The organism is Herpetosiphon sp. NSE202 (genome assembly GCF_042688385.1).
In the GTDB taxonomy this organism is placed as follows: domain Bacteria; phylum Chloroflexota; class Chloroflexia; order Chloroflexales; family Herpetosiphonaceae; genus Herpetosiphon.
On the sequence record NZ_JBHUPY010000023.1, the window covers coordinates 26,149 to 51,772 of the forward strand.

General features: G+C 51.7%; 21 protein-coding genes. 13 read left to right on the top strand and 8 right to left on the bottom strand.

Features of this window, described 5'->3' with window-relative positions:
- The first annotated feature begins 132 nt into the window (after positions 1–132).
- Positions 133–1,806, top strand: coding sequence for a M14 family metallopeptidase (locus ACFMKP_RS22160; RefSeq protein WP_382295228.1), 1,674 nt, complete (start codon positions 133–135; stop codon positions 1,804–1,806).
- Between the two features lie 152 nt (positions 1,807–1,958).
- Positions 1,959–3,206 carry an MFS transporter gene (locus ACFMKP_RS22165; protein ID WP_382295231.1) on the top strand — a complete coding sequence of 416 codons (1,248 nt, stop codon included), beginning with the start codon at positions 1,959–1,961 and terminating at the stop codon, positions 3,204–3,206.
- A gap of 360 nt (positions 3,207–3,566) precedes the next feature.
- On the opposite strand, the gene typA is transcribed toward ACFMKP_RS22165, so the two are convergent.
- The 5 genes from typA to lpdA all read right to left on the bottom strand — a co-directional run bounded on the left by typA (position 3,567) and on the right by lpdA (position 9,723).
- Positions 3,567–5,390 carry a translational GTPase TypA gene (gene typA, locus ACFMKP_RS22170; RefSeq protein WP_382295234.1) on the bottom strand — a complete coding sequence of 608 codons (1,824 nt, stop codon included), beginning with the start codon at positions 5,388–5,390 and terminating at the stop codon, positions 3,567–3,569.
- A gap of 294 nt (positions 5,391–5,684) precedes the next feature.
- Positions 5,685–6,191: a restriction endonuclease gene (locus ACFMKP_RS22175; protein ID WP_382295237.1), complete on the bottom strand. Its 507-nt coding sequence runs from the start codon at positions 6,189–6,191 to the stop codon at positions 5,685–5,687.
- Positions 6,192–6,601: 410 nt separating this feature from the next.
- Complete coding sequence (locus tag ACFMKP_RS22180) at positions 6,602–7,108, bottom strand: GNAT family N-acetyltransferase (protein ID WP_382295240.1); 507 nt, start codon at positions 7,106–7,108, stop codon at positions 6,602–6,604.
- Between the two features lie 23 nt (positions 7,109–7,131).
- Positions 7,132–8,259 (bottom strand): glycosyltransferase, encoded by a 1,128-nt coding sequence (locus tag ACFMKP_RS22185; protein WP_382295243.1) that lies wholly within the window; start codon positions 8,257–8,259, stop codon positions 7,132–7,134.
- 66 nt (positions 8,260–8,325) lie between these two features.
- Positions 8,326–9,723, bottom strand: a complete 1,398-nt coding sequence (lpdA, locus tag ACFMKP_RS22190; RefSeq protein WP_382295246.1) for a dihydrolipoyl dehydrogenase — start codon at positions 9,721–9,723, stop codon at positions 8,326–8,328.
- 382 nt (positions 9,724–10,105) lie between these two features.
- Between lpdA and ACFMKP_RS22195 the strand changes: the two genes are divergently transcribed.
- The 7 genes from ACFMKP_RS22195 (at position 10,106) to ACFMKP_RS22225 (ending at position 18,747) form a co-directional block, all read left to right on the top strand.
- A complete protein-coding gene (locus ACFMKP_RS22195) occupies positions 10,106–11,809 on the top strand; it encodes an NAD(P)H-hydrate epimerase (RefSeq protein WP_382295249.1) in 1,704 nt (567 codons plus the stop codon).
- A complete protein-coding gene (locus ACFMKP_RS22200) occupies positions 11,809–13,113 on the top strand; it encodes a pyrimidine-nucleoside phosphorylase (RefSeq protein ID WP_382295253.1) in 1,305 nt (434 codons plus the stop codon). The genes ACFMKP_RS22195 and ACFMKP_RS22200 overlap by 1 nt, the downstream gene beginning before the upstream one ends.
- A 170-nt stretch (positions 13,114–13,283) precedes the next feature.
- Positions 13,284–13,964 (top strand): MBL fold metallo-hydrolase, encoded by a 681-nt coding sequence (locus ACFMKP_RS22205; RefSeq protein ID WP_382295256.1) that lies wholly within the window; start codon positions 13,284–13,286, stop codon positions 13,962–13,964.
- 178 nt (positions 13,965–14,142) lie between these two features.
- On the top strand, positions 14,143–14,649 hold the full coding sequence (locus ACFMKP_RS22210) for a hypothetical protein (protein ID WP_382295259.1): 507 nt from the start codon (positions 14,143–14,145) through the stop codon (positions 14,647–14,649).
- 58 nt (positions 14,650–14,707) lie between these two features.
- Positions 14,708–15,409 (top strand): hypothetical protein, encoded by a 702-nt coding sequence (locus ACFMKP_RS22215; RefSeq protein ID WP_382295261.1) that lies wholly within the window; start codon positions 14,708–14,710, stop codon positions 15,407–15,409.
- Between the two features lie 7 nt (positions 15,410–15,416).
- Positions 15,417–15,923: a hypothetical protein gene (locus tag ACFMKP_RS22220; protein WP_382295264.1), complete on the top strand. Its 507-nt coding sequence runs from the start codon at positions 15,417–15,419 to the stop codon at positions 15,921–15,923.
- A gap of 229 nt (positions 15,924–16,152) precedes the next feature.
- A complete protein-coding gene (locus ACFMKP_RS22225) occupies positions 16,153–18,747 on the top strand; it encodes a RecQ family ATP-dependent DNA helicase (protein ID WP_382295267.1) in 2,595 nt (864 codons plus the stop codon).
- On the opposite strand, the gene ACFMKP_RS22230 is transcribed toward ACFMKP_RS22225, so the two are convergent.
- From ACFMKP_RS22230 to ACFMKP_RS22240, 3 genes are read right to left on the bottom strand one after another with little or no spacing between them, the layout of a single operon-like run.
- Positions 18,744–18,917 (bottom strand): hypothetical protein, encoded by a 174-nt coding sequence (locus ACFMKP_RS22230; RefSeq protein WP_204755748.1) that lies wholly within the window; start codon positions 18,915–18,917, stop codon positions 18,744–18,746. The two genes, ACFMKP_RS22225 and ACFMKP_RS22230, sit on opposite strands and share 4 nt — an antisense overlap.
- Positions 18,904–20,469, bottom strand: coding sequence for a methylmalonyl-CoA mutase (locus ACFMKP_RS22235; protein ID WP_382295270.1), 1,566 nt, complete (start codon positions 20,467–20,469; stop codon positions 18,904–18,906). Before ACFMKP_RS22235 ends, ACFMKP_RS22230 begins: the two co-directional genes overlap by 14 nt.
- Before the next feature lie 43 nt (positions 20,470–20,512).
- A complete protein-coding gene (locus ACFMKP_RS22240) occupies positions 20,513–21,070 on the bottom strand; it encodes a hypothetical protein (protein WP_204755745.1) in 558 nt (185 codons plus the stop codon).
- 385 nt (positions 21,071–21,455) lie between these two features.
- Between ACFMKP_RS22240 and ACFMKP_RS22245 the strand changes: the two genes are divergently transcribed.
- The 4 genes from ACFMKP_RS22245 (at position 21,456) to ACFMKP_RS22260 (ending at position 25,619) form a co-directional block, all read left to right on the top strand.
- Complete coding sequence (locus ACFMKP_RS22245; protein WP_382295273.1) at positions 21,456–21,986, top strand: GNAT family N-acetyltransferase; 531 nt, start codon at positions 21,456–21,458, stop codon at positions 21,984–21,986.
- A 164-nt stretch (positions 21,987–22,150) separates the two neighbouring features.
- Entirely contained in the window at positions 22,151–23,605 is a 1,455-nt protein-coding gene (gene gatA / locus ACFMKP_RS22250; RefSeq protein ID WP_382295411.1) for an Asp-tRNA(Asn)/Glu-tRNA(Gln) amidotransferase subunit GatA, read from the top strand.
- Positions 23,606–23,794: 189 nt separating this feature from the next.
- A complete protein-coding gene (locus ACFMKP_RS22255) occupies positions 23,795–25,114 on the top strand; it encodes a hypothetical protein (protein WP_382295276.1) in 1,320 nt (439 codons plus the stop codon).
- Positions 25,115–25,205: 91 nt separating this feature from the next.
- The gene (locus ACFMKP_RS22260) at positions 25,206–25,619 is read left to right on the top strand and encodes a cobalamin B12-binding domain-containing protein (protein WP_382295279.1); all 414 of its coding nucleotides are present in this window, start codon (positions 25,206–25,208) and stop codon (positions 25,617–25,619) included.
- Positions 25,620–25,624 lie beyond the last annotated feature (5 nt).

Sequence of the window (25,624 nt, forward strand, 5' to 3'; positions counted from 1 at the left end):
TTGCCTATTGGTATAAACCCCCTTGGATGTTTGTTCATCCAAGGGGGTTTTGGGTTAATTTGGGCTTGCATCTAGCCCATAGAATAATGCATAATATGCAATATTCTGCATAGAGTTCGTAATGGAGGAGCCATGCCCCAGATCGATTACACGCGCTATTATCGTTTTGACGAGTTGGTAGCAGCCTTAGAAGGGTTTGCTGCCGAATATCCCCAACTGATTAGCTTGCAATCAATTGGCAAAAGTTACGAAGGCCGCGATTTATGGCTGGCAACCCTCACCAACGATGCCACTGGAACGCCCCGCGAGAAGCCAGCGTTTTGGGTCGATGCTAATATTCACGCCAGCGAAGTGACTGGCGCAATGGCTGGTTTGCACTTGATCGATACCTTGCTCAAGGGCTATGGCAATGATCCTGAATGCACGCGTTTGCTGGATCGCACGACCTTCTACATTTTGCCGCGCTTCAATCCCGATGGTGCTGAACGGGCCTTGACTACGCCGTATGTTGTGCGTTCGAGCGTGCGACCGTATCCGTATGCTGAGCGCATCGATGGCCTGTACCAAGAGGATATCAACGACGACGGGATTATTCTGCAAATGCGCTTGGTTGATCCCAATGGCGATTGGCGGGTTTCCGAGCACGATCCACGGGTGATGGTCAAACGCAAGCCCTATGAAATTGGCGGCACCTATTATCGAATTTTGCCCGAAGGCTTGATTCAAAATTACGATGGAGTCAATATCAAACTCAGCCGCTCGATTGAAGGCTTGGATATTAATCGTAATTTTCCGATTGATTGGCGACCAGAAGCCGAGCAATATGGCGCTGGGCCGTATCCAACTTCCGAGCCAGAAATTCGCGCGGTGGTACAATTTATCGTCGATCACCCAGAAATTCATAGCGGCCTGACCTACCACACCTATTCTGGCGTGCTGTTGCGGCCCTACGGCGACCGCGCCGACGATCAGATGAACATCCACGATCTTGATGTGTTCAAGGCCTTGGGTAAGCGTGGCACCGAAATTACGGGCTGGCCGAGCGTTTCGGTCTACCACGATTTTCGCTATCACCCCAAAGATGTGATTACCGGGGTTTTTGATGATTGGGTCTACGATCATTTGGGCATGTTTGCTTGGACAGTTGAATTTTGGGATCTGGTTGGTTCGGCGGGAATCAAGGATCGCAAATTTATCGAATGGTTCAAAGAACATCCAGAAGAAGACGATCTCAAAATTATGCAATGGGTTGATGAGCATGGCGAAGGTTTGTGCTTCTACGATTGGACTCCGTTTGAGCATCCACAGCTTGGCGCGGTTGAAATTGGCGGCTGGCATCCGATGTTTGCCTTCCGCAATCCACCACCAGCCAAATTGCTCGAAACGATTGCGCCAGTAACCCACTTTGCCTTGGAGCACGCCGCGATTGCGCCATTCACCACGATTAGCAGTTTTGAGCTTGAAAGCTTGGGCGATAACATCTATCGCTTGCAGGCTGTGGTGCAAAATGAGGGCTATTTGCCAAGCTATGGCTCGCAAAAGGGCCGCGAACGCAAAGCTACCCTGCCACTTGAGGCGCTGTTGAAATTGCCAGAAGGTGCGAGTCTTAAGCTGGGCCAGGCCAAAACCACGATTGGTGATTTGGAAGGCCGTTCGGGGCGGGTTTCGTTCTTTGGATTCAGCAATGGCTCAACCACAGATCGTGCCAAAGTTGAGTGGGTGGTGCATGTGCCCAATTCTGGCGTGATTGAATTGACCGTTCAGGGCGGACGTGGCGGGATTGCCCGCGCCAAGCTCGAATTCTAAAGTTTTGCTGGTTTGGCCGCTAACAGTGCTAGCTGTTAGCGGTTTTTTTATGCTCAAACGATAGCGTTCAGTTATTGTTGCGATTGAGATTCATTGGCATCAAACTAGCTTATAATCATATCTCACTTTAATCATCAATAAAGGGCTTGCTCATGGCTTCAGATTCAACGACTTCGCGCCAACCATCGGCGTTGGTTGCTTTACGTCATCGCGATTATCGGCTGCTCTGGAGTGGCCAGCTAATTTCGATTGCTGGCTCGCAGATGCACACGGTTGCTTTGCATGTTCAGGTTTATCGTTTGGCCGAAGCAATTCCTGGGGCTAATTCAGCGATTTTTCTGGGCTTGATTGGCTTTTTTCAATTTATTCCCTTGATTTTGCTGGCCTTGCGGGCAGGCTTATTGGCTGATCGAGTTGATCGACGGCGCTTGATGATCGTCACCCAAAGCATTCTGATGGGTTTATCGTTGGTGTTGGCGGTTTTATCGTGGTTTGAGCTGATTAATTTATGGCTGCTGTATGGGATTATGATTATCTTTTTCAGCGCCAAAACCTTTGATTTACCTGCACGCCAAGCGCTGATTCCGCGTTTGGTACCGCGTGAGGTGCTGCCAACAGCATTAAGCCTGAACATGATTGCTTGGCAAATTGGCAATATTGCAGGCCCAGCCTTAGGCGGCTGGTTTGTGACCCATTCGATTGCCTTAGTTTATTTGCTCGATGCGCTAAGCTATGGTGCGGTGGTTTTTGGCTTGTGGCAAATGCGCGGCAATTATGCGCCAACTGAGGTTAAGCCTGTCGTCAAAGGCTCGGTTTGGGAAGGCTTACGCTTTGTTAGCCGAACGCCGATTATTTGGTCGACGATGGTGCTTGATTTTGTGGCGACCTTCTGTGGTGCGGCAACCACGCTCTTGCCATTATTTGCCGATCAAGTCTTGAAAGTCGATGAAAAAGCCTTGGGCTTGATGTATGCAGCGCCAGCAACGGGTGCGTTAATCGCAGCGCTAGCGATGTCGTGGTTTGGCAACCCACGCCGTCAAGGTATGGTGGTCGTGGTTTCAGTGGTGTTGTATGGGCTGGCGACCATGGTTTTTGGGCTAGCGCCAAGCTTGCCGATTGCACTTTTGGGCTTGGCCGGCACTGGGGCTGCTGATACGGTCAGCGCTGTATTGCGGGGCACGATTCGCCAATTGAACACTCCCGATGAATTGCGCGGGCGGGCGACTTCGGCCAATATGTTGTTTTTTCAAGGCGGGCCATTGCTTGGCGAAGTTGAGGCTGGGATTGCAGCGACCTTATTTGGCGCGCCAGCAGCGATTGCATTTGGCGGCGCGATTTGTGTTACGGCAGCAATTATTATTGCCTTGCGCATTCCAAGTTTGCGCTTGTACGACCGGTAAATCGAGCGATGAAGGATGAAGTCAAAAAGAACATAGAACATAGAGCAAAGAACATAGAGCAAAGAACATAGAGCAAAGAACATAGAGCAAAGAACATAGAGCAAAGAACATAGGGGTTGGGATTCTTACAAAAGTAGGGTTTGAGCGATTGGTCGGCGGCGGAGCGTTCCCTCACCCCCCAACCCCCTCTCCCACGAAAACGCGGGCGAGGGGGAGCACCAATGTTTACTATAAATCATGCAAAACCACGCCATTAAAGCCCCTCGCCCGCCGCGTGGGAGAGGGGTTGGGGGTGAGGGAATATATTCAATTTAAACAAAAACTCCCCTGTCCAGCTTGCTGGACAAGGGAGTTTGCAAGTTAGCGGTTTTTGGCCCATTTGCGGTCGCGGCGGCGTTCGTCGGTGTTGAGGATACGCTTGCGAAGCCGGAAATGCAACGGGGTTACTTCGAGCAATTCATCGTCGGCGAGGTATTCAATACAATCGTCGAGCGACATGTTGCGTGGCACGTCGAGGCGCAAGGCATCGTCGGCACCTGATGAACGCATATTGGTCAATTGCTTTTTCTTACAGGCATTGACTTCGAGGTCTTCATCACGAATGTGTTGACCAATGATCATACCTTCGTAGACATCCACCCCTGAGCCAACGAACAACTGGCCGCGTTCTTGGGCGCTCGACAAGCCGTAGCTGCTGGTCACACCTTGTTCCCACGCAATCAATGAGCCAAATTGGCGGGTTTGCACATCGCCAGCGTAGGGTTGATAGCCAGCAAACAAGCTGTTCATAATGCCTGTGCCACGGGTAGCGGTGAGCAATTGTTGGCGGAAACCCAACAAACCACGGGTTGGCACGTGATAGACAAATTGCACCGAGCCTGAATCGCTGACACTCATGTCGCGCATGGTGCCACGGCGCAAGCCCATCAATTCGACCACCGAGCCTTGATAATCGGAATCAACTTCGATTTCGACCAATTCATATGGCTCGTGGCGTGCGCCATCAATCTCTTTATAAATCACTTCTGCTTTGGAAACTTGGAACTCGTAGCCTTCGCGGCGCATATTTTCGATCAAAATTGCCAAGTGCAATTCGCCGCGACCGCTGACGCGGAAGGTATCGGCGTTGTCGGTATCTTCGACCTTCAAAGCCACGTCGCGCTCGGTTTCGCCATATAAGCGTTCGCGAATCTTCCGTGAGGTGACCAATTTGCCTTCGCGACCGCTGAAGGGGCTGGTATTCACACCGAAGGTCATCTGAACAGTTGGTTCTTCGACCTTGATTGGTGGCAAAGCAACTGGATTGTCTTTATCGGCAATCGTATCGCCAATGCCTGCATCGTTAATCCCCGTCATGGCGACAATATCGCCAGCGGTAATTTCTTCGACTTCGACCCGATCCATGCCATAGTGGGTGAAAACTTGGACCACTTTGGCCGATTTGGGGTCTTTGCCGGCGGGGATGTGGGCAACCGCTTGGCCTTTGCGAATTGTGCCGCTGTTCAAGCGGCCAATGATGATTTTGCCTTTGTAATCATCGTACATTGTTGCGGTGACCAGCAATTGGGGTGGGCCATTGACATCAACATCAGGCGCTGGCACATATTGCAAAATCGTTTCAAATAACGGAATCAACGAATCTTGCATGGCGTGGGGGTCGTGGCCAGCGGTGCCGGCCATCCCGCTTGCATAGACAATTGGGAATTCGGCTTGTTCTTCGGTTGCGCCCAAATCGATAAACAAATCGAAGGTTTCATTGACGGCATAATTTGGGCGAGCGCTTGGGCGATCGACCTTATTGACGACGACAATTGCGCGATGGCCTTGTTCGAGAGCTTTGCGCAGCACGAACTTGGTTTGGGGCATAGGGCCTTCAACCGCATCGACCAACAGCAACACGCCATCGACCATGTTCAAAACCCGCTCGACTTCGCCGCCGAAATCGGCGTGGCCGGGGGTATCGACGATATTAATCCGCACGCCATTGTATTCAACAGCGGTATTTTTGGCCATAATCGTGATCCCACGTTCGCGTTCGATGGCGTTGGAGTCCATCACCCGTTCAGCGACTTGTTGGTTTTCACGGAAAATCCGACTTTGCTTCAACATGGCATCAACCAAGGTCGTCTTGCCGTGGTCAACGTGGGCAATAATTGCGATATTGCGTAAATCAGTTCGTTGCATAACACACCAAAAACCTCGACCACACAGGCCGAGGTAGCTCATTCAAACGTCAGCATGGCTATTGTACCACACGTTGTTTCGTTAATTCGTTCGCAAGGTCTGGTTGCGATACTGCAATTACAACAACACAACCCGTGCCAATCGGTTAAACACCTCGGCGGGCTAACCCAGCCCGCCGCCCGAGCGGCTCTCCGCGACCACCCAAACCTACCTTCATGTCTCCAACACCAAAGTAGGCAGCACCTGTTTTTCCTGCAATAAGCATACCGCTAACTGCTTACGTTGTTATCAGTTCTAAGTCTGATTTGTATGCTGTTTGATTTGGAGCATAACTTTCAGTAAGCGTTCGCGATCCCACAACACAACCTCGTTGGCTTTGGCTAAAATCTGGGCTTGTTTGGTGTAGTGGCTATTAGTGATCACGATTGCGCCTTGGCAGTTATACATTTTTTTGGCGGCGACAGCTTCTTGAATCGCCTTAACGCCCACATTTTTGGTGTAGCGTTTGGCTTGGATGATCGTCCGAGTTTGGTCTTTTTTGATCACTAGATCTGCGCCATAATCACCTGCTTTGCCTGTATGCTCAATTTGGTAGCCATATTGCCGAAAGACCAGGCCAAGAAAATGTTCAAATTGTGTACCAGTCATGCGATCGACATCGAGAATTCCAGAACGTAATAAACGTCTGCGACGAATAAATTTTTCGAATACACTGACAATAATTGATAGGATAATGATTCCTGCTGAAATAATGAGCAGCCAGCGGCCAAAGGTATTCCATGATTCTGGAAATAGATTCATCGTGATCATAGCTCCTTAGCTGAGATAGAATTTATTCTTGCTGGCCGCTACTGACAGGGGAATCAAGGTATTTTCAGCTCCCTGCATTCAAAGGGCTATTGCGGACATTAATGAGTTGATCAATGTGACAATTGGTGGTATAGTACGGAAGCTTCTTGATTGATAGGTTGGTTTCGTCACCTCCTATCAACTAAGGAGCTTTCGTTTGTCTTCTGCATTTAATCCTCGCTTGTATGTTTTATGCTCTTTGTTCTTTAAGTGTTGTAGCCACAGATGGGCATAGATTGGATTATTGTTCCAAGCTCCTCATTCCATCAACTCATAGCCATTATTGCTCTGCGTCTCTGCGTTAAAATCCTGACCCCTAGCCTCTTTTGCCTTTTGTTTTGGTCTTCATCCTTTTCTATGCTCTATGTTCTTGGTTGGTTGTATCCAAACACGCGTAATTGCTGCTCGCCTTCGTCAATAATCCGCTCGAAATGCATGCCAATTCGTTCGAGGACTTTAATTGATTTTTGGTTCTCAAGATGGGTGGTGGCGATGATGCGCGGCAATTTGAGGGTTGTGATTGCATAATTCAAGAGCGCTTGGGCAACTTCGCTGGCATAACCTTGGCCCCAATATTCGGGCAAAAAGGCGTAGCCAAGGTCAATTTCGGCCTCTGGGGTGCGTTTGATCAAGCCTGCCATGCCAATCAACCTGCCAGCTAATTCCACGCCACACAAGCCAACTCCATAGCGTTGATACATGGCCATGGGGCCGCTGCTGATGTAGGTTTCTGCATCATTCAAGGTGTGCACGTTGCGGTTGCCAATCCATTGCAGCCACGAGGGTTGATTGACCAGCTGCATCACAAACGGGCCATCGGCCAAGGTAAACTGGCGAATGACTAAACGGGCTGTGCGAATTGTTTGCATAAAACTCTCTCTTTTCTTAGTGGTTATGAGTGCATCGAGCGATAAACCGCCAAGTGTTGTTGGGCAATGCTGGCTTGGGTATAGTGGCTCAAGGCGCGTTGGCGGCCAGCTTTAGCAATAGTTTGGCGATAGGTTTCATCGCTATAGAGTTTGTGAATTGCCTCAGCCAAGGCAGCTACATCGCCTTCGGGAAATACGATGCCTGCTGTATCGATTACATGTGGAATTTCGCCCGAATTCGAGCCAATCACTGGCACGCCACAAGCCATTGCTTCGATCAAAACCCGCCCAAATTGTTCTTTCCAATTGGGAGTGGTGCGCGAGGGCAGCACATAGGCATGGACGCTGCGCATTGCTGCGGGCATGGCGCTCGATGGAATCAACGGCTCAAGCGTGACTCGACCAGCCAGCGGCCCTTTGGTAATCCGTTGCTCAACCTCGGCGCTCAAATCGCCCTTGCCAATCAGGCGACAATGAATATCGGCGGGCAACTGTTCGAGCGCATCGAGCAAATCGAGCACGCCTTTGGAGCGCATCAAACGCCCAAAAAAGCCGATTACAAAGGGCTGTTTGGCTAATGGCTCAGCAGCTGGGGTGAAAATTGTCTCGTCGACTCCAAATTGCGGAATCACGCTGATTGGGCCAGTGTAGCCATGATCGCGAATGAGTTGCTTGGCCAAGTGATTGCCTGCAATTGCATGGGCTGCATGGCGATAGCTGTAGCGTTCGAAGAAACTAAATGGCGGTGGATAACGCCGCGCCACATCTGCCCAATTGTAAAAACAGAGCTTGGCCTTGGTTTTGCGCGCATGCCAAAAAGCTTGGAAGGTGGCGAGATTGAAGGCTTCTTCATCGGCGTGTAGAATATCTGGTTGCTCAGCGGCAATTAATTTGCCCAAGCCCTGCCACCAAAAGGTATGATGATGGCCGTTGTGGCCAAGCGGCACGATGTGCATGCGATAATTGCTCGCTTTTTGCAACTCCAGCGGATATTCGCCAACTCCAGGCTCAATCCAGACGGGTGGCACAATCGCGGTTAATTCAACATCTGGCTCAGCCGCAATCAATTCGAGCTTGCGGTGATAGGTGGCGGCGGTCAAAGCTTTGGAAATAATCAAAATTTTCATGGCAACCAAGGCTTCAATAATCACGAAGGACGCAAAGCAGCAAAATTTGGTGCTTTGTGTCCTTCGTACGCTGATTCAGCGAAATTTAATTTAGAGGTGGAGCGTGCCATCGAGCAGCGCATGGCCAGCTTCGTGCATCGCTTCGTACAAGGTTGGGTGGGCGTGAATCGTCGCTAGCAACGATTCGACAGTGGCTTCGTGGCTCAAGGCCAAGCCACCTTCGGCAACCAATTCGGTTACGCGTGGCCCAATCAAGTGGAAGCCAAGAATCTCGCCGTATTCAGCATCGGCGACGATTTTGACGAAGCCATCGCGATTGCCGATGGCCGTGGCTTTGCCAACCGCAGCAAATGGGAACTTGCCAACTTTGACATTGTAGCCGCGTTCTTTGGCTTGGGCTTCGGTTAAGCCAACGTGGGCAACTTCTGGCGAGCAATAGACACAGCTTGGAATAATATCGTAGTTGATTGGGTTGGTGTGATGGCCAGCGATATGCTCAACCGCAATCACGCCTTCGGCAGAGGCAACGTGCGCCAGCCATGGGGTTGGCACCACATCGCCAATTGCATAGATATTGGCAATATTGGTTTGCATGGTAGCGTTGACCGGAATATAGCCACGTTCGTCGGTGGTTACGCCGACTTCTTCGAGGCCAAGATTTTTGGTCAACGGGGCGCGCCCAGTGCCAATCAACACATAATCTGCTTCCAAGGTTTGCTCTTTGCCGTCTGGGCCTTCAAAGACCACGCTTGCGCCATCGGCGCGCTTGTTGACGGCCTTGGTTTTCGAGCCAGTGTAGAGCTTGATGCCGCGTTTGGTGAAGGCTTTGGCCAACTCTGCCGAAATTTCTTCATCTTCGGTGGCAACAATTCGCGGCAACATTTCGATAATGCTGACTTGCGCACCAAAGGTACGATACATCGAGGCAAATTCGCAGCCGATGATCCCGCCGCCGATAACCACCAAATGTTTTGGCACTTCGGGCAAGCTCAAGGCCCCAGTGCTCGAAACGATCCGTTGCTCATCGAAGGGCGCAAATGGCAAGGCGCGTGGAGTTGAGCCAACCGCCAAAATCACATTCTTGGTTTCGATGACCGTTTCATTGCCATCGTCGCCCTTAACTGCGACTTTGTTGGTGCCAGCTAAGCGGCCAAAACCACGATAGAGATCGATTTTTTTCTTTTTGAACAAGCCTTCGAGGCCGGTGCGCATGGTTTTGACCACTTTTTCTTTGTGGCCCATGGCCCCTTTGAGGTCGAACGAAACCTCGCCAGTGATTACGCCAAATTTCTTGCCTTCTTTGGTTTCTTCCAGCACATCGGCGCAGTGCAACAGCGATTTGGTAGGAATACAGCCAATATTTAAACAGACACCGCCGACTTGTTCTTTTTCGACGACAGCGACTTTTAAGCCCAATTGGACAGCACGCAAGGCAGCAACTTCGCCGCCTGGCCCTGAACCAATAATCACAACATCATATTGAGCCATTGAAATATCAATCCTCCGTATGGTAGACGTTTTGTCCATTGTCTATGATAGCACAGCCACAGAGCGTGTGAGGCTATAGGCTCTTGGCTATCGGAAGGTACGATCAACGCAGAGACGCAGAGAACTATATGGCTGAAGGCTCTTGGCTATCGGAATATTTTAGAATTTTTATGATCGTGAATCCCAAAGCCTATAGCCCATAGCCAATGTATCTTCGTGATCTTCGCGTTCTTCGCGGTTTTCGTCCTTCGTGCCCTTCGTGTCCTTCGTGGATCAAAGCCTTATGCTAGTGTTTCGTTAATCCTTGCAAAATCGCCCATAGATTGACCAAGCCTGTGGTGTATAATTTTCGATAGCATTAAGTACGTGTGGTGAGGCAACGATGCCAAAAATTGTGCCTGGGTATCACATTACAACCGCTGCCCAAATGCGGGCAATCGAGCAACGCGCTGTTGATCAAGGCGCGACATGGCCTGGTTTGATGGCTGAAGTTGCGCAGGCTATGGCTGATGTTGCCTTAACTATCATCGCCAAGCAACCGCAGCCCGCTGTTTTGGTGTTGGTTGGCGCTGGCAATAATGGCGGCGATGCTTTGGTGATTGCACGGCATATCAAAGAGGCTGGCCATCAAGTTAGCTGCTACTTGTACAAGCGCAAATCTCAAGCAGATGATTGGCCGTTTGCCGCCGCTCAGGCCGAAGCAATTCCGCTGATCTTCGCTGCTGACGACCCTGAAAACCAAGAGCTTCAGCGGCTGCTTCAAACTAGCACATTTGTGATTGATGGCCTGTTTGGAATTGGCCTGAGTCGCCCATTGGCGGCTGATGTGGCCCAGATTATTAGCTTGGTGAATGCCAGCAAAGTGCCTGTTTTGGCCGTCGATCTGCCTTCGGGCCTCGATGCCGACACTGGCAAGATCTGGGGCACAATCATCGACGCAAGCTATACGCTGGCGGCTGGGCTAAGCAAACGCGGCCATCATCTTTACCCAGGCGCTGCCTATGTTGGCAAACTTGGCATCGCCGCATTTACCCTACCAGATTCTATGGAGGAGCCGATGACTACAACTGAACTGAATCTTGCGACAATCCGTTCGCTGGTGCCGGCCCGTCCGGTTGATGGCCATAAAGATACTTTCGGGCGCGTAATGGTTGTGGCTGGCTCGTATCTTTATCCTGGCGCAGCTTGGCTTTCGGCCACCGCCGCCGCTCGCTCAGGCGCTGGGGTAGTGACGTTGGCTTGCCCACGCTCGATTTATGGCAGCACCGCCGCCCATCTCCACGAAGTAACCTATTTGCCCTTGCCTGAAGTTGAGCCAGGCGAATTGACCGAGGCCGCTGCAAAGTTGGTGCACGAAAAATTAGCCAAATATAAAGCCTTGTTGGTTGGCCCCGGCCTTGGCACCGAAGCTGGCACTGGCGATTTTCTGCGCACCTTGATTGGCTTGGCTTCAAGCAAGCGCCGCTTGGGCGTAGGCTTTCTTGGCTCGAGCGAGCTTGAAATTCCAGCCAAACGTAAAGGCGGCGTTGGCTTTGGCTTGGCTGCACGGCCCAAAGAAGAAGCCAAAGCGGAAGAACAAGGCCCTGTCTTGTTGCCGCCGCTGGTGATCGATGCCGATGGCTTGAATATTTTGGCCACAATTGAAAACTGGCAAGAAAAATTGCGCGATCAGCCGGTTGTGCTCACGCCACACATTGGCGAGATGGCGCGCTTGCTTGGCGAAGAAACCTTGGGCGAAGATCATCCGCAAATTGCGCTTGAAGCAGCAGCCCGCTGGGGCGTAACTGTGGTGCTGAAATCAGCGCACACAATTATTGCTAGCCCCGATGGCAGCTTGGCCTTGCATGGTTTAGCCAACCCCGCGTTGGCAACCGCCGGATCTGGTGATATTCTTGCAGGACTAACCGCTGGTTTGTTGGCTCAAGGCTTAGCGCCATTTGAAGCCGCCCAGCTTGCGGTTGGGGTGCATGGCGTTGCGGGCGCATTAGTTCGCGAAGAATTAGGCGAACGCGGCACCATTGCAAGCGATATTCTTAATCGCCTGCCCTTGGCATGGCGCAAACTTACAGAAGGCGGAAAACAATAATGCGTGCGGTTGATCTGATTATTAAAAAACGCAATGGAGCACAGCTCTCAACCGAAGAAATTCAATGGCTGATCAAGGGCTATACTGATGGCAGCGTGCCTGATTATCAGATGGCTGCTTGGGCCATGGCGGTTGTGCTCAAAGGCATGGACGATCGCGAAACGACCGATTTGACCCTTGCCATGGCTGCTTCTGGCGATCAGCTTGATTTGAGTGATTTTGCGCCTGCTGCGGTCGATAAGCACTCGACGGGCGGGGTTGGCGATAAAACCAGCCTTGTTTTGGGGCCGATGTTGGCAGCAGTTGGCTTGCAAGTTGCCAAAATGTCTGGGCGTGGCTTGGGCTTTTCGGGCGGTACGCTCGATAAACTTGAGGCTATCCCCAACATGCGCATCGACTTGAGCGAAGCTGAGTTTCGCCATGCGATGGGTGACATTGGCATGGTGATTATGGGCCAAACTGCCGACCTTGCGCCTGCCGATAAAAAGCTTTATGCCTTGCGCGATGTAACGGGCACAGTTGAATGTATTCCGTTGATCGCCGCCAGCATCATGAGCAAAAAATTGGCTGCTGGAGCCAAAAGTATCGTGCTCGATGTTAAGGTTGGGGCCGGGGCGTTTATGAAAACCCTCGATCAAGCCCGCGATTTGGCGCAAACGATGGTGCGAATCGGCCAATTATCCGGACGCAATGTCGCCGCGATTCTGTCGTCGATGGAGCAACCCTTGGGCTTGACGATTGGCAATGCGTTGGAAGTGCGCGAAGCGATAGAAACCTTGCAAGGCCGCGGCCCCAGCGATTTGGTTGAAGTTTGTTTGACCCTTGGCTCACATTTGTTGGTTTTGGCTGGCAAGGCTCAAAATCTCGACGAAGCGCGCCAACAGTTGCAAGCCAGCTTGGATAATGGCCAAGCCTGGGCTAAATTCCGCGAGTTTGTTGCGCAGCAAGGCGGCGATCTGGCGGCGGTTGATCAACCAGCAAGCTTGCCAATTGCGCCAATTCAAATCGATTTGCTGGCCGAGAGCAGCGGCTTTGTGCAACGCATCGATGCCGAAACCTGTGGAGTGGTAGCAACCGAACTGGGAGCTGGCCGCGCACGCAAAGAAGATGCAATCGATCCAGCGGTGGGCTTGGTGCTCAAGCACAAAGTTGGCGAGCCAGTTCAAGCAGGCGAAGCCCTGTTGACGGTGCATGCTGCCAGCAACGAGCGCGCCGAAATTGCTTTGGCGGCGCTCAAATCGGCAATTAGCATTAGCCCAACCTCGGTAGAGGCCCTGCCGTTGGTCTTTGAAAGCGTTGCCTAACTTTAAGCGATGCTGATTCTGCGTTGTTAGCGTTTTAGGTGCTAGCAACGCATTTTTGTGTTCTGCGCCAAGCAGCATGGTATAATTATTAACGAAAATATGTGCTAGCGCTCAGCGCAATTGGCACTTGTGAAGCGTCAGTAACGAACGGGCTATCTAGGAAGGAAATCATGGCAGAAATACTATATTTAGGGCATTCCAGCGTGCGGATTCGCGGTCGTGAAGGCATTGTAGTGCTTGATCCCTGCGATCAATCGGTGGGTTTTGATATTGGCAAGCCAACTGCCCAAATTGTGACGATCAGCCATCACAAATCTGATCATAATCATGTTGAGGCCGTTAAGCCCTTGCGCGATACGCTGTTTGTGGCCGATGGGCCTGGCGAATACGAAGTGAGCGATATTTTGATTCGTGGCGTTCGCACGGCGCATACCGATAGCGAGGGCAAAAAGCATGGCCATAACACTATTTTTGTGATGTATATTGATGATGTTGCATTTTGCCATTTGGGCGATTTGGGCCATGGCCTGACCGCCAGCCAGCTCGATGAAATTGGCGCTGTTGATGTGTTGTTCGTGCCAGTTGGTAACGGCAACCACGTGATCAAGCCCGATGGCATGGTCGAGATTATTGGCGAAATTGCGCCCAAAGTCGTTGTGCCATTGTACAATGACAATCAACAACAACGCCTCGAAGCGCTCGATTTGGAGCCATTGAGCGTGTTTGTGCATCAGATGGGCTTGAAGGAATACGAAACTCTTGATAAAGTCACCTTCACGCCATCAACCCTGCCCCGCGAAGATGAAGAAACCAAAGTGGTGATTCTCAACCCAACTGGTGTTGCCGTCTAATTTCATTGAATTTGATATATGTCATAGCCTGCTCTAAACCTTTGGAGCAGGCTTTTCTATTGATAAAAGTACTATATTAACCTAGCATTAAATTACCCTTGACATTGTTTGTGCGCGCTTGCTATAGTAGCTCTTGAGATATTGGCATGCTTTAATCTTCGACAGTAGAGAGACTTCTATGTTCCCAATAAGGTATCGATTAATTATACTTTTACTGCTCGGCGTGGCCTTGCTTGGCTGTCAGTCTCGTGCGCAACCAAACCATGATGCGACGGTTGAATCAGCCTTACGTGATTTGCGTAGCCCGTTGAATCGCGCCGAGATTGAGCAGTTTATGGGCTTTGCGATTCCTGCTGAGGCAACGAATGTGCACACCCAAGGCGAAGCGGCCTTAGATACGATGGTGATTGCGCGCTTCGATTTGCCCGCTGTGGCATTGGATGCATGGCTCACGACTGTGCCGATTACCGAAACGCTGCACACCAAGGAAACCCTCTTTGCAACCCAACATGCACCGTATCCTGAAGCTGAATCATGGTGGCAGCTTGATAGCTTAAATCTGCAACGTGACCAATATCGCTATGGCTATCAATTTGTTAATGGCAAAAGTTACAAAATCTTGGTGGTGCAATTGCAGCCGAGCGATCAGCTATTCACGATTTATCTGCAAGTGTTCAATACTTAATTATTTGAAGGATTAGCAGGCAATTTGGCGTAGCGATGCTGGGTAAGGGGGGCGATGCATGAAATACTTACAGAGTTGGGGTTTGAGCCTGCTGGTGTTGAGTAGTTGCAATGCTCAAACCGCAATCAGCCCAATCCCAACCAGTATCCAGCCAATCGCAACGCTTAGGCCAACGCCAACGTTTGGTCTAAACCAAGAAAAAATCATTACGATTCCATTTGGAATTGATGATGGGATTGATCAACTATCGATCGGGGCTATTTCACCTCTTGCTGAGGATCTAGCGCAGACACCTCATTTAATCAGGCTTGATCTCGGGTTCGATCAAGCTGCCTATCGCTATCGAATTACGACCCAACTGGGAAGCATAATCCCTGTTGCTAATTATCAAGTGCGTGCGATTGCCGTTGATTCGCAAAAGGTGACAGTTGGCGTAACCAAACTTGCCGATCAGCCGCCAGCGTTGCCTAGCGATCAAAAATCGCAAGAAACAATTAAGTTCTTGCCACTCAATGCCTATGCTGGCACAACTGATCTGGATCTACACCCAACCAATTGGCAACTTGATCCAAGCACCAACCAACCACATGTTGATTTACGGGCAACAACACCTGAGACGCTCGGCAACGCTGCCGAACATTTCAACATGCTTGTGATGGTTGGCGATGAAGTGCGCTATCAAGGCTTCATGATTCGCGTGATTGCGTTTCCAGAAACGAGCACTGGCTTGTTTGTCTTTGGCATTCGTCCAGCAGAATAGAGTTTGTATGCAGCCGATAAAGCGCCGATTAATGATACTTTTACTGCTCAGCGTGGCCTTAGTTGGCTGTCAAACTCGTGCGCAACCAAACCATGATGCGACGGTTGAAGCCGCTTTGCGTGATTTGCGTAGCCCGTTAAGTCGCGCCGAGATTGAGCAGTTTATGGGCTTTGCGATTCCTGCTGAGGCAACGAATGTGCACACCCAAGGCGAAGCGGCCTTAGATACGATGGTGATTGCGCGCTTCGATTTGCCCGCTGTGGCATTGGATGCATGGCTCACGACTGTGCCGATTACCGAAACGCTGCACACCAAGGAAACCCTCTTTGCAACCCAACATGCACCGTATCCTGAAGCTGAATCATGGTGGCAGCTTGATAGCTTAAATCTGCAACCTGAACAATATCGCTATGGCTATCAATTTATCAATGGCAAAAGCTATCAAATCTTGGTAGTGCAACTACAGCCAAGCGATCAGTTGCTTACAATTTATCTGCAAGTGTTCAATACTTAAGCGGTAGTAGTAATTGCTTGATGAATTTGAGAATCGCTAGTTTAGAACGGCTTTGCGATCTTTGCGTTCTTCGTGGTTTCATCAACCTTGAATTCTACTTCCTACGTGCTGCGTGGTTTCATCAACCCTAAACCCTGAAAACTGAACCCTGATCGCTCGTTACTGCCTGCCATCCACGATTCAATCATGTGATATGCTTACAAACAGATTTGCTACTTTTGAGGCTCTTATGACTTTGGTTGATCCTGAAACCCCGCTTTTTACCTTCGATGAAGCTGAAGCCCAGCCGACGGCCTTAGCCAATGAGTTGACCGAAGCCCTCCGCGAGCATTTTGGCTTGCCTGGCTTTCGTAGCGGTCAGCAACAAGTCATCGAACGGGTGATGGCAGGCCGATCAACTCTCGCCTTGATGCCGACAGGCGCTGGTAAATCGCTCTGCTACCAATTACCAGCGTTGCTACTGCCCCACGCCACGATCGTCATCTCGCCCTTGATTGCTTTGATGAAAGATCAGCTTGATGGTTTGCCTGAGGCGGTGCGCGAACAAGCGACCTTTATCAACAGCGCAATTCCGTTTGAGGAGGTGCGCACGCGCTTGCGTGGATTGAGCGAAGGTCGCTATAAATTGGTTTATGTTGCGCCCGAGCGTTTGCGCCAACGCCAATTTCTCTATGCCTTGCAGCAAGTTGGCATCTCGCTATTTGTGGTCGATGAAGCGCATTGTGTGTCGTTGTGGGGCTTTTCGTTTCGCCCCGATTATTTATTTATTCGCGAAGCATTGCGAGTGCTTGGCAATCCACTGGTTTTGGGCTTGACGGCAACTGCTAGCCCAGCCACCGAAAAAGCCATCTGCGAGCAGCTTGGCGATTTAGAAACGGTGCGGACTAATGTTTTTCGGCCAAACTTGCACTTCGAGTTGCTCAAAGCCTCGAACAAAGAGAAAAAACAAGCAGCAATTTTGAGCTTGTGTCAGCAAATTACTGGCGCAATTATCGTTTATGCGCGTTCGCGCAATAGCTGCGAAGAAATAGCCGATCGTCTGCGCCAAGCTGGAGTTGTGGCCGAAGCCTATCATGCTGGCTGCCCCGACCGCGATGCCATCCAAGATCGCTTTATGCGCGGCGAAACTCGGGTGATTGTGGCGACAATCGCTTTTGGCATGGGTGTGGATAAGCGTGATGTGCGGGCGGTGATTCACGCCAATTTGCCTAAATCGCTCGAAGATTATGCTCAAGAGGCGGGGCGGGCTGGCCGCGATGGTCAAATTTCGCGCTGCATTATGCTCTATAACTTCTTCGATAAACGCCAGCTCAAGGAATGGCTCGAAAGCAGCCATTTTGGCGTTGAAGAATTACGCGAACTCTATAAAGCAGTTTTGGGCCAAATTGGCAAAGGCCAAGGTACGATCAATCAGGCCTATTTGATGGAGCTTTCTGGCTTCGATGAAACGCGCTTGCGGGTTGGCCTCGGCATTTTGGAGCATGTTGGGCTATTGCGTCGCCATTTCGATTTGCCAAGGGTTTGTAAATTGCGCCGTGGTGAAGCGCCCGCAACGCCCGAAATCAACCAGCTCTGTGAGTGGTTTAGCCTTGGCCGCTGGTGGCAAGATGTCGATAGCCACGATTTGGCCGCCGCCCTGCGCATCGCCCCTAGTGAGCTTGAGCCAAAACTGCTCGAATGGCAAGAACAAGGCTTGCTTGGCTATGAAGGCGTGGCCCGCGAAGTCTTGCTCGAAGTCTTGCCATCGCCCAAAGATACTCGCGAACGAATGTATCAGGTGTTGAAGCAATGGCGCAGCACCCAAGAGCGCCAACTTGATTCGCTGACCCAATACGTTGAAGCGAGTCATTGTCGGCATCGAATTTTGGCGGCCCAGTTTGGCCAACGCTTGCCTGCTTGTGGCAATGCCTGCGATATTTGCCAATCGGGCAGAATTAGCATTAGCCGCCCACCAAGCAGCTTGCAGCCGCAAACGATGCCTTTGGTTAGCGCCAATTGGGGCAATGGCGGCGCAATCAGCGACCATCAACGAATTATCGTCGAGGCGGTGCGCGAACATCCCCAACAACTCAGCAGCCGTGATTTGGCCCATATTTTGGCTGGCTCACGCGGCTATAGCTCGCATCCGTTGTTTGGGGCACTCTCCGAGCGCTCGTTTGATTCAATTCGCGCCGAAATTGATGTGTTGGTTGATGCTGGCAGTTTGGCCTATCAAGGAGCAACTTTGGTGGTCGTGACGGCGGCTCCCAAACGGACTGGCAATCAACAGCGTGATATTGCCTTGCAAGTGTTAGCAACGCTGACTCGCTTGCCATATCCCTTGGGGCGTACTGGTTTGGCTCGTTTGCTCAAGGGTTCGAGTGATGCCAAACGCTCGCCCGACCACGGGGTGTTGGCGCACGTAACGATGGAGCAAATTGAGGCGGTGATTGAGGCCTTGGTCGAGGCCCATTTGCTGGAGCGCCAGCAGCAGGGTTTGTATCCGTTGTTGGCATTAAATAGTGCTGGCCGCGCGGCCTTGAACAACCCGCAAAGCCTGCCGCCATTGAATATTCAGGGCAAGCGCGATTCGGCCCAAACTGAGCAATTGCAGGTCGATGGCGAATTGTTGCTGGCGCTCAAAAGCTGGCGCTCCGAGCAAGCCCGCAAGCTCAATCTGCCGCACTATATGATTATTCCCGATAGTGTGTTGTTTGATTTGGCCGCCTATCAGCCAACCAGCAACCACGAATTAAGCACGATCAAGGGCATTGGTAGCCAAAAATTAGCTCAGTGGGGCGCAGATTTGCTGAGTTTGATTACGACTGGCAAAGCTGAAAACTAGGCTTGTTTGCGTCGCCACCACCAAGCAGCAACCGCCGCCAGTGCCACGCCAACCATAATATAGCTGCCAATGCGGCCATCGATTTGCTCAAATAGATTTGGCGCCAGCGTCGTGATGATCAGCACGATCAGCACGACGCTGGCTAAAACAAGACCCTTAGATCGCGACATCAGGTCGATATTCTCCCCACATTTTGCGCAAAACTCCACACACTTCGCCAACGGTTGCCCGCCGACTCAAGGCTTCGCGCATTGGTTCGAGCACGTTGGCGGTGCCTTCGGCGGCGCGTTGCAGATCGGCCAAGGCTGCATCAACCGCCGCTTGATCGCGCTCGGCGCGCAGTTTGGCCAATTTGGCGCATTGTTCGGCGGCTACCGCTTCGTTGGGCTTGAAGATTGGCACTGGCGCATCATCGGTAACAAATTTATTGACCCCGATCACCAATTGCTCGCCACTTTCGACCCGATTTTGATATTCGTAGGCAGTATCCATAATTTGGGCTTGGATAAAGCCATCCTCGACAGCGCGCACCGCGCCGCCCAAATCGTCGATATGGCGAATTAATGCCAAGGCGCGTTGCTCAATCTCGTCGGTCATGCTTTCGACCAAATACGAGCCACCCAACGGATCGGCGCTGGCGGTCACGCCGCTTTCATAGGCGATGACTTGTTGGGTGCGCAAAGCAAGGGTTGCTGCTTCGGTGGTGGGCAACGAAAGTGCCTCATCAAAGCCGTTGGTGTGCAGCGATTGGGTGCCGCCCATCACCGCCGCCAAGGCTTGCAAGGTTACCCGCACCACGTTATTGAGCGGCTGTTGCGAGGTCAAGGTCGAGCCGCCAGTTTGAGTGTGGAAGCGCAAGGTCAAGGCGCGTTCATCGCTTGCGCCAAAGCGCTCGCGCATAATCGTGGCCCACATGCGGCGGGCGGCGCGAAACTTGGCAATCTCTTCAAAGAAATTGTTGTGGGCATTGAAGAAGAACGACAAACGCGGGCCAAATTCATCGACGTGTAAACCTGCATCGATTGCTGCTTGCACATAGGCAATGCCGTTGGCCAAAGTAAAGGCCAATTCTTGCACCCCAGTCGCCCCAGCCTCGCGAATATGATAGCCACTGATGCTAATCGTATTCCAGCGCGGAATCCGTTCGGCGCAATAGGCAAAGGTATCGGTAATTAGCCGCATCGAAGGCCGTGGCGGGAAAATATAGGTTCCACGGGCGGCGTATTCCTTGAGAATATCATTTTGAATCGTGCCCGTGAGCGTTTTGGAGGCTGCGCCCTGTTGCGCGCCAACCAACTCATACAACAGCAAGAGCACGCTGGCAGGTGCGTTAATCGTCATCGAGGTGCTGACCTTATCCAGCGGGATACCAGCGAACAAGGTTGCCATATCGTCGATTGAATCGATGGCTACGCCGACCTTGCCAACCTCGCCCTCTGCCCGTGGATCGTCGGAATCGAGGCCAAGCTGGGTTGGTAGATCGAAGGCGACCGAAAGCCCCATTTGGCCTTGACCAAGCAAATAGCGAAAGCGTTCGTTGGTTTCGTGGGCCGAAGCAAAGCCAGCGTATTGGCGCATCGTCCATAAGCGGCCACGATACATGGTGGGATAAATGCCCCGCGTGTAGGGAAACTGGCCAGCATCAGGCTCCGGCTGGCGATCGTTATCACGGTAAATTGGCTCAACCGGAATGCCAGCATCAGTTGTAACTTGATTGCCCATCAATCACCTCATTGTGTCTGCGAGCGCTAACTGAGCTACCATTTTAGCTGCCTGCAAGAGATAATAAACCATCGCGAATCGTTTGCAGTAAACGTTCGTCGGCTCCTGGCTCAAGCGCTGTTTGGGCCACAACCCGCGCTTGGGTGACCAACGGCCCAAATGGCGAATTGGTCTGCGGATCGAGCAATTGCAAGCCTTGAGCAGGAATAATTGCCATCCCAACCGTGACTGGCGGGTGGTTATGGCGATAAATCGCAACGCACGCCTTAGTAAAGCGGCTGACAAAGCGTGAAAGCCGATTCAGATCAAGGGTTGAGTTATTCGAGTAGCCCCAATCGGGCCGCAGTTGGCAATTTTGCATTAAGCTATTGGTCGTCCACAACACCTCATCGCGGTTGTAGGAATCGATATAGCGTTTATTGCCATTGGGCGTTGCCAAATTGCAGCCAAAACTATTGCCATAAAGCGCAACTTCGATCGGATCGATCCAGCCATCGGGCGGCTCGAAATAATCATCATTCGGGGTGACAAAAGCCGTCAGCAGAATCCGTCGACCGGTGATGATCTGCGGTTTTAGGCGTGTGTACGCAGCATTGGTCATAGCAGCACACCAGCTAGAGAAGAATAGAATAGCGTTGTGGCCTAGTATACTACACAAAATCCGTGTAATTGTATATCACGTTAACTATGGTCTGCATGCCCTCACCCCCAGTCCCCTCTCCCACTGAACGCGGGCGAGGGGGAGCCGCCCGTTTTTATCGACGAATTGCGATAAAACCACGATGTTAAAGCCCCTCGCCCGCGCCACGGGAGAGGGGTTGGGGTGAGGGCATGCAGGTGATTGTTCATCCAAATAAACTATTCCATACTAAACTCAGTTTTAGGCGCTGCTGCGTGCTCGCCAGCAAAATTCGGGCTTGCGATGCAAGAATAGCGCGTCTACCTATGCTAGACTCAGCTCAAATTTTTTGTTGAAAGGAACGCCAATGGCTGCTGAATTGAGCTTGCAAATTTGTAAAAGTGCCGATATAACCCCCGATGTGGCCCAAGCCATTTTAACAATGTGTAGCTTGGCCTATGATGAAGATTTTGCGCCCTATCTCACGTATGCCAATCCGGTGCATGTGTTGGGTTGGCTTGATGCAGAATTGGTGAGCCATGCGATGTGGGTGGAGCGCTGGCTGCAAATTGGCGACGAAGCACCGCGCCGCACGGCCTATATCGAAGCCGTAGCAACCCATCCCGATTATCAAAAACGCGGCTATGCCAGCCATGTGTTACGCCATTTGGCCACAGCAATCGACGATTTTGAGCTAGCAGCGCTCAGCCCCTCAGATGCGGCGTTTTACGAGCGGCTTGGCTGGGAACTGTGGCGTGGCCCGTTGGCAATGCGCACTGAGCAAGGCGTGGAAGCAACGCCAGAAGAAGAAGTGATGATTTTGCGCTTGCCCAAAACCGATCCGCTCGATTTGGCTGCGCCAATCTCCGTCGAATGGCGTGAGGGCGAGGTCTGGTAATTAATTTCATCGTTTCGATCAACAGATGATCGATGCTTTGGTCAGCTAAGAACCAATGAGCATCAAACGCTACGGCTGGTTAATGCAGCGCTTTTGATCGTGAAGCGATGCGCTATGCTACAATGCGCGTTGGTAAACTAAACAAGCCCATGCGTGAGGATGTGATTATGGCCCTCCATGAATTGACGATTGCCGAGGCCCGCGCTCAATTAGATCGCGGCGAGATTACCTCGGTGCAACTGACCGAGGCTCTGCTGGAACGCATCAGCGCGTTAGAGCCAACCCTGCATTCCTATTTAACTCAAACGCCCGAACTGGCTTTGCAGCAAGCTCAAGCCGCCGACGAGCGCATCAAAGCTGGCAATGCAAGCAGCCTAACGGGCATTCCGTTGGGCATCAAAGATGTGATTGTCACCAAAGATGTACGCACCACCTGCGGCTCGAAAGTGCTGGAAAACTGGGTTCCGCCCTACGATGCCACGGTTGTGAGCAAGCTCAACGAGGCTGGCACGGTAACTCTCGGCAAGCTCAACATGGATGAGTTTGCAATGGGTTCGTCGAACGAAAATAGTGCTTTTGGTGGCACGCGCAACCCATGGGATACCGAACGCGTGCCTGGTGGTTCGTCGGGCGGTTCGGCGGCGGCGGTTGCTGCTGGCCAAGCTTTTGGCACGCTCGGCACCGATACTGGTGGCTCGATTCGCCAGCCTGCTGCATTGTGTGGCATCGTTGGTTTGAAGCCAACCTACGGGCGGGTTTCGCGCTATGGCTTGGTAGCCTTTGCCTCATCGCTCGATCAATGTGGGCCGTTTGCGCGCACGGTTGAAGATGTGGCGCTGCTGCTCGAAATGATCGCTGGCCATGATCCCAAAGATTCGACCAGCGCCAACTTGCCAGTGCCCGACTATCGCGCCAGCCTGACCGGCGATATTCGCGGCCTCAAAGTTGGCGTGCCCAGCGAATATTTTGTCGAAGGCATGGAGCCTGGGGTCGAGAAAGCGGTGCGCACGGCGATTGAGCAAATTAAGGATTTGGGCGCTGAGATTGTTGAAGTTTCATTGCCCCACACCAAATATGCCTTGCCTGTGTACTACATTATCGCGCCAGCAGAATGTAGCACCAACTTGGCCCGCTTCGATGGCGTGCGCTATGGCGTGCGCTTGGAAGGCAAAGGCCTGTTTGATGAAATTGAATCAACGCGGGGCCAATTGTTTGGCGCTGAAGTGCGCCGCCGGATTATGCTTGGCACCTATGCGCTCTCATCGGGCTATTACGATGCCTACTATCGCCGCGCCCAACAAGTGCGCACCTTAATTCGCCGCGACTTCCAAGAAGTCTGGAGCAAGGTCGATTTGTTGGCAGCGCCAACCTCGCCCACAGTCGCCTTCAAAATTGGCGAAAAAACCGATGATCCAGTGGCGATGTATCTCTCGGATGTCTGTACCTTGCCGATTAACTTGGCAGGTGTGCCTGGCTTGGTCGTGCCCTGCGGCTTCAGCGATAATTTGCCAACCGGCCTGCAATTAATTGGCAAGCCGTTTGATGAAGCCACCTTGCTGCGCGTCGGCCATGCCTACGAGCAAAATAACAGCTGGTACAAACAACACCCAAGTTTGTAACGAAGCGTTTCGTAACCACGAAGAGCGCGAAGACCACTAAGTAATCAACCTTCGTGCTCTTCGTGGCCTTCGTGGTTAAAAAGCCCAATCCCCAACAACCGATCCCCGATCCCCAACTTCAACTATTGCAATCTAACAGCGCCGCCGCTACCATTGAGCTACGAAAGCATCTAGTAGGGAGCCAAAGCCATGACCAGTTATAGCATCACTGGGCGGGTGATTCGGGCAATTGATCTTGCGCCGCTGGCCAATGTGAGCGTGCGCTTTATCTCGCAGGCGGGCTATTTGAGCAATATTGCCAATCGCAGCCTCTTGCCAGCTGGCCAAGTCGATTGGACGCGCTCGTTGACTGGGTTTAGTGGCACGCGCTGGGAATGCTGGGAACAGCAGATCAACGGCAAAGTGCCGATTGCATGGGGCGATTTTCGCGATGGCGCGTTGATCTACAACCCCCATTTGAATGATGATGGGCGTGTGTTTCATCGCGAAAAAACCTATTTGATGCCCGAAGTTTCGCCTGCCCAAGAGGTCAGTTGGACGCGCAAAATCACGGGCTTTACTGGCTCGCGCTGGGATTGCTGGGTGCAATATATCGATAAGCGCGTGCCAATGAGTTGGGAATCGTTTCGCGATAATGCCTTACTGCATAACCCGCAATTGGTTGCTGATGGCCGCTTGTTTCAAACCAGCAAAACCTATTTGATGCCCGAAGTTTCACCAGTGGCCCGCGCTGCCTGCGAAGTCAAAACCGATGCTCAAGGTAATTATCGCTTCGACAAGATTGGCGCTGGCGCGGTTGGCTTGCTCGAAGTTAATGTAGCCGGCTATACACCAGTGCGCGTACCAGTAATTGTCAACAATAACATCAATCAGCCGATTAATGTTCGTGGCGGTGGTAGTGGTATGCGTTCTGCTCACCCCAGCTATAATGCTTTACACCCCAAAGTGCGGGCGATTATTGATCAAGCATTGTTTATGCTTGGTGATGAAAAAACCGTTTACGATGCCTTACCCACCAATTTGCAGCAAATGTGCTATGGAGCGCAATTCGCCAGCAATCCCAACCATCAATACTACAAAGATATTGTTTGCGCCGATTTGGTCAGCATTTGTTTTGCAGCAGCGGGCATTAACGTTAATTGGCAAAGCAAGGCCAACCCGCATATGGCCCAATATTATGCGCCCGGCCCTGCAACGCTGCAAGAAATTAGCGATCCCAACGATTGGCAACCAGGCGATGTTTTGGTTTTTGGCAACCATGGAGCGGCCCAAGCAGGGCACGCAAGTTTGTATGTTGGCCCGTTTCAAGGCACCGATCGCTCGGGAACCAATTATCCTTTGAGTGCCAATTTCGATGTGATTGAGGCCAGCATGAATTTTGACCTTGCCAATGGCCAGCGTTGGGGCTTGGGCAATATCGCCACCACTCGCCAGCAATGCTTGCAAGGCAAACGCGGCTATCAATGGGTCAAGCGAGTGCGGCTCAAAGAAGTTGCAGGATTAATCTAAATTGCGATGGGTAGATCTGACGATCCGCAAGCGCCCTAAACTGCGCTACAATGGGGTGTATCGTCATTTCTCAATGTGGAGGAAAGACCTCATGGAACGACCAATTCGGGTGTTGGTGGCCAAGCCTGGGCTTGATGGCCACGACCGTGGCGCAAAAGTAATCGCGCGGGCCTTGCGTGATGCAGGCATGGAAGTTATTTACACTGGGTTGCAACAAACCCCGCAAATGATTGTCGAAGCCGCGTTGCAAGAAGACGTTGATTGCATCGGCTTGTCGATTCTTTCGGGGGCACACATGACCTTGCTGCCCAAAATAACCACAATGTTGCGCGAAAACGATGGCGCGGATATTTTGGTAGTTGCTGGTGGCATTATCTCCGATGAGGATGCGCTGACCTTGCGCAACGACCATGGGATTGCTGGGATCTTCGGGCCTGGCTCATCGACCCATGCAATTATTGATTTTATTCGTGAGCATGTTCAGCGTAGCTCAGTAGAAGGGTAGGTTGG

Excerpts from the sequence above, each read along its gene's own strand:
- ACFMKP_RS22260 (WP_382295279.1), top strand. The coding sequence starts at position 25,206 with ATGGAACGACCAATTCGGGTGTTGGTGGCCAAGCCTGGGCTTGATGGC.
- ACFMKP_RS22195 (WP_382295249.1), top strand. The coding sequence starts at position 10,106 with ATGCCAAAAATTGTGCCTGGGTATCACATTACAACCGCTGCCCAAATG.
- ACFMKP_RS22165 (WP_382295231.1), top strand. The coding sequence starts at position 1,959 with ATGGCTTCAGATTCAACGACTTCGCGCCAACCATCGGCGTTGGTTGCT.
- ACFMKP_RS22210 (WP_382295259.1), top strand. The coding sequence starts at position 14,143 with ATGTTCCCAATAAGGTATCGATTAATTATACTTTTACTGCTCGGCGTG.
- lpdA (WP_382295246.1), bottom strand. The coding sequence starts at position 9,723 with ATGGCTCAATATGATGTTGTGATTATTGGTTCAGGGCCAGGCGGCGAA.
- ACFMKP_RS22230 (WP_204755748.1), bottom strand. The coding sequence starts at position 18,917 with ATGTCGCGATCTAAGGGTCTTGTTTTAGCCAGCGTCGTGCTGATCGTG.
- ACFMKP_RS22225 (WP_382295267.1), top strand. The coding sequence starts at position 16,153 with ATGACTTTGGTTGATCCTGAAACCCCGCTTTTTACCTTCGATGAAGCT.
- ACFMKP_RS22245 (WP_382295273.1), top strand. The coding sequence starts at position 21,456 with ATGGCTGCTGAATTGAGCTTGCAAATTTGTAAAAGTGCCGATATAACC.
- ACFMKP_RS22205 (WP_382295256.1), top strand. The coding sequence starts at position 13,284 with ATGGCAGAAATACTATATTTAGGGCATTCCAGCGTGCGGATTCGCGGT.
- ACFMKP_RS22220 (WP_382295264.1), top strand. The coding sequence starts at position 15,417 with ATGCAGCCGATAAAGCGCCGATTAATGATACTTTTACTGCTCAGCGTG.
- ACFMKP_RS22200 (WP_382295253.1), top strand. The coding sequence starts at position 11,809 with ATGCGTGCGGTTGATCTGATTATTAAAAAACGCAATGGAGCACAGCTC.
- ACFMKP_RS22180 (WP_382295240.1), bottom strand. The coding sequence starts at position 7,108 with ATGCAAACAATTCGCACAGCCCGTTTAGTCATTCGCCAGTTTACCTTG.
- ACFMKP_RS22240 (WP_204755745.1), bottom strand. The coding sequence starts at position 21,070 with ATGACCAATGCTGCGTACACACGCCTAAAACCGCAGATCATCACCGGT.
- ACFMKP_RS22160 (WP_382295228.1), top strand. The coding sequence starts at position 133 with ATGCCCCAGATCGATTACACGCGCTATTATCGTTTTGACGAGTTGGTA.
- ACFMKP_RS22255 (WP_382295276.1), top strand. The coding sequence starts at position 23,795 with ATGACCAGTTATAGCATCACTGGGCGGGTGATTCGGGCAATTGATCTT.
- ACFMKP_RS22215 (WP_382295261.1), top strand. The coding sequence starts at position 14,708 with ATGAAATACTTACAGAGTTGGGGTTTGAGCCTGCTGGTGTTGAGTAGT.
- ACFMKP_RS22175 (WP_382295237.1), bottom strand. The coding sequence starts at position 6,191 with ATGAATCTATTTCCAGAATCATGGAATACCTTTGGCCGCTGGCTGCTC.
- typA (WP_382295234.1), bottom strand. The coding sequence starts at position 5,390 with ATGCAACGAACTGATTTACGCAATATCGCAATTATTGCCCACGTTGAC.
- ACFMKP_RS22235 (WP_382295270.1), bottom strand. The coding sequence starts at position 20,469 with ATGGGCAATCAAGTTACAACTGATGCTGGCATTCCGGTTGAGCCAATT.